The sequence below is a fragment of the Kistimonas scapharcae genome, from assembly GCF_039540975.1.
In the GTDB taxonomy this organism is placed as follows: domain Bacteria; phylum Pseudomonadota; class Gammaproteobacteria; order Pseudomonadales; family Endozoicomonadaceae; genus Kistimonas; species Kistimonas scapharcae.
In genome coordinates this window covers 1-3374 of sequence record NZ_BAABFL010000051.1, presented here as the reverse complement: position 1 = coordinate 3374, position 3374 = coordinate 1, and the positions used below count along the sequence as shown (strand labels likewise).

The 3374-nt window shown below is 56.3% G+C and carries 4 protein-coding genes and 1 pseudogene; all 5 read right to left on the bottom strand.

Features of this window, described 5'->3' with window-relative positions:
- Nucleotides 1–497 (bottom strand): annotated as a pseudogene (locus tag ABD892_RS02930) (AAA family ATPase); the annotation flags it as partial.
- 61 nt (nucleotides 498–558) lie between these two features.
- Nucleotides 559–1347 carry a BRO-N domain-containing protein gene (locus ABD892_RS02925; protein WP_345193677.1) on the bottom strand — a complete coding sequence of 263 codons (789 nt, stop codon included), beginning with the start codon at nucleotides 1345–1347 and terminating at the stop codon, nucleotides 559–561.
- 53 nt (nucleotides 1348–1400) lie between these two features.
- The gene (locus ABD892_RS02920; RefSeq protein ID WP_345193675.1) at nucleotides 1401–2030 is read right to left on the bottom strand and encodes a hypothetical protein; all 630 of its coding nucleotides are present in this window, start codon (nucleotides 2028–2030) and stop codon (nucleotides 1401–1403) included.
- Nucleotides 2031–2205: 175 nt separating this feature from the next.
- Entirely contained in the window at nucleotides 2206–2910 is a 705-nt protein-coding gene (locus ABD892_RS02915) for an ATP-binding protein (RefSeq protein WP_345193673.1), read from the bottom strand.
- Nucleotides 2907–3251, bottom strand: coding sequence for a helix-turn-helix transcriptional regulator (locus ABD892_RS02910; protein ID WP_425559152.1), 345 nt, complete (start codon nucleotides 3249–3251; stop codon nucleotides 2907–2909). Before ABD892_RS02910 ends, ABD892_RS02915 begins: the two co-directional genes overlap by 4 nt.
- Nucleotides 3252–3374: the final 123 nt, after the last annotated feature.

Sequence of the window (3374 nt, the reverse complement as noted above, 5' to 3'; positions counted from 1 at the left end):
ACATCCCAGGGGCGAAACTCCTTGCCTGAGGGCGGATCGTAACGGGACACGGTGGCAATAAGACGCCCCTCGCCATCGTGGTAATGCCAGCAACCGGTTTCAGGACCCAGCTCGTCTATGGGCGCCTGTCGTTTTGGCACGACCTTTTTAGCTTCAGGCGCCACCCCCAGCCACCGGGCTGCATACGCAAGCGCCCCCTGAAAGTCCAGCTGGCAGACTTGCTGCGTCAGGGTAAAAATATCGCCACCCTCATCACTGGCAAAATCCTTCCAGAGTCCGGCGTTGTCACCGCCGAGCGTCACCCTGAGGCTTTTACCCGCCTCCCCGGCCACATTGCCCACCGCAAACTCATGGCCTGACACTCGCCCGTTAGGCAGCAGGCTTTGCAGATATTCAGGCAACCGCGGCAGCAGGCGATGACGCAACTCATCCACATCTAGCCCAGGCGCAGATTCATCAGCCACCAGCGCGTCGTTAAAATCCAGCCAATCACTCATTACAGTCATCCATGCGTACGACCCCTGTCGGACTAACCAAGGGCAAGGTCAAAAGAAACGATCAGGCACAATGTTTCAAGGTGATATTCAGGAGCGCTGCCAGCCGTTCCCGGCCACCGGCGTTGTAATAGAATTGCTCCACCTGCTTGTTGCTGTAGCGAGACTTGCTCAACCGATATTCGCCGTATTCAGCAGTCTTGAGGTCATTGAGATTTGCTACCCTGCCTACACGCTGGGGCGTGGTGCCGAACTCAATGGCCAGCTCTGATGCAGTCCAGAATCGTTCTTCCACTTTGGGGAAAGGCAGGCAATCAATACCGGCCACATCACGGGCCAGAGTCAGCATCAGTGCCTGTCGTGACACATCACCCAGATTGGGCATGACCGAGGTGACAAAGCCATAAAAGTCCTGCGCAGCCTTCAATGCATCCGGATTAACGGCTATCGAAGGTTGAGTGGGTGGTTGGGTATAGGAACCGGTTTGCCGGATTGCCGGCAGCACTTCTTCACACACCCAGTCCTGGAAAGCCACTGCACCGGGAAGTTTGGATCGCATGACAAGACGGTAAACATCCGATTCCGGAATAAACTGAAGTTTGCGGACAATCTCATTATGTGAGTATCCGCTATCAATCAGGCGTCTGTAATTGCTGGAACCCCCCATTTTGGAGAGTTCCAAAAAAGACGCTTTCAGCAAATTCACACAATGATCTTTTATCGCTTTATCAGGTCGTTCATAACCCAGAACCCGTGCGACATCACGAGCCAGAAAATACGGTTTGCCATTCAACATGGAAACGGTGCGAACTGCGTGTCCATGAAGATCAAACAGTGTCATTAACTCATTCATTATTCTGCTCCCTTGCATTCAAAGAACCGGCCCCGAAAGGCCGGCGTCGTCCATTACTGCCCGTCCCAGTACGACTCCTGCGGTGGCTGTTGGAAGGCATAATCAGGATTGGTATGACCGGGCTGGTGGCCAGACTGCGTCTGCTGTGGTTGAGCGACAGCATTCATCAATGCCTGGTACTGCTTGTGCTCAGGGGTAATTGCGGACTTGATGATGTTGCGTTGTTCACCATCGCTGTCCGTTTCAACACCAATGCGCGCCACAAACTCGATCCCGTTGAGCTCACCGAAGTGATTCAGACGACGCGCCTTGACTGCCGGTGGACTGATATCGTCCTGACGCACCCTACGCGATGAGCAAAGAATCGCCCGGACAAAACTGCGCCCCATCTCAGCCCAGGTCGGTCCTTTCGGGCTGTGCAGACCGATCAGGCTCCAGACCTTGCGCTTCGCATACTGCCCTTCCAACACCACAAACTCGGCATTGAGATAGGCAGCGCCGGTCTCGCTACGGGTCGCCCAACCGCCGGTCCAGCCCATGTGGGGTTCGTCGTAGCCACCGGCCTTGATGGTCATGCGGACCCTGGCCAGCGTCCCCTTGGGGATGACGTCGTAATCCTCCTGCACTGTTGCATTGTTAAAGTCATTCCAGTCATTGTTAGGTTGTTGGTTAGACTGATTCATTTCACGCTCCTTGTTGCGATGGTTGTTGGGGTTCTGTCTGCGGTTGAGCCGGTGTGCTGGTGGCGTACTGCAACTGTCGCTCAGCTAATGGCTGGCAAATCTTCCTGAGCAACTTCCCCAGATGGGCCGGTTCGGTCTGGTCCAACCGCCCACTGCGATCCTTGGCCGGAAAGCCCTAGGGATTGAGTGTCTGGCAGACAAAACTGCGCTGCAGGTTGCCCTGTTCGTCCGGCAGGCTAGCCATGGTGATCACTTCATCGACAATCCCGGGCAGCTCCAGCCCTGTCCGTGAGCCCTCGATCTGGGGCTGGAAGATCCGGCGATTAAAGTCGTCTACCCGTTCCTCGAGGATCCCCACGTAGATCACGTGTTTACCCCGTGCATGTTGCAGGTGATTCAGCGCGGCGATCATCTCCCTGCCATGCAACCCGTAAGCGCCGCGGGTATCGGGCTTGCCGGTTCGCTCACTGAACGCCTCCGCCTGCTTACTGCTCCACTGAAAGCAAAGCCTGGCCAGCGCTGTAATCGAATCGACAAAGAAGATGGCGTACTTATCCAGCCCTGCCGGATCTCCGAACTTCTCGCAGGCGGCCTGATAATGCGCCGGTGAATACGGCTGTTTTTCTCCCAGGGCCGGGTTAGGACCGGCGATAAAGGCCACCAGCAAACGAAAATCCGGCCATGTCGGTGGACGCACAGTGTCCCCCTGCCAACCCTGGACAGCGAGATCACCGGCCTCCAGATCAATAAACAGCGTCTTGTCTGGCGGCAACGTCCACAGTTGCGAGGTTTTGCCTACACCGCTCTGCCCAAGCAGCACGGCCTTGACGCCCTTGTGCTCCTGTTGCCGCTGCTCTGCGGTAATAATGGGAAGCCTCATACGTCACCTCCCAACTGGTCCGACTCCAGCGAGCAGACGATCTCACGAGCCCGGGTTAAACGACGTAGGTAACGGGCATTGTGTAGACGCTTCAAACACCGGCTGGCGTGATTGAGTTCCTGCACCNATGGCGCCTTGTCCTCCGTGCCCACCGGAGGCTGTCCAACCTGCCGGTACATATGCGCCTGCTCCCAGGCTTCCACGTCCTCTACCCGGTAACGGATCCGGTTACCAATTTTCAGGTAACGCGGTCCCTGCCCGTTGACCCGCCAGACACCCAGCGAACGTTCTGAAAAATTCCAGCGTCGCGCCAGTTCCGACGGTGTGAGATAACAATCCATCATCGTTTTTCCTTTTTGCTTGAGAGGCAGGTTTAATGATGACGAAAGGCCGGGGGATGGTTGGGGGACGAGGGGGATCAGGCGGGGGACGGAAGCAGAAAAGTGGAATTTAACGACATCCGG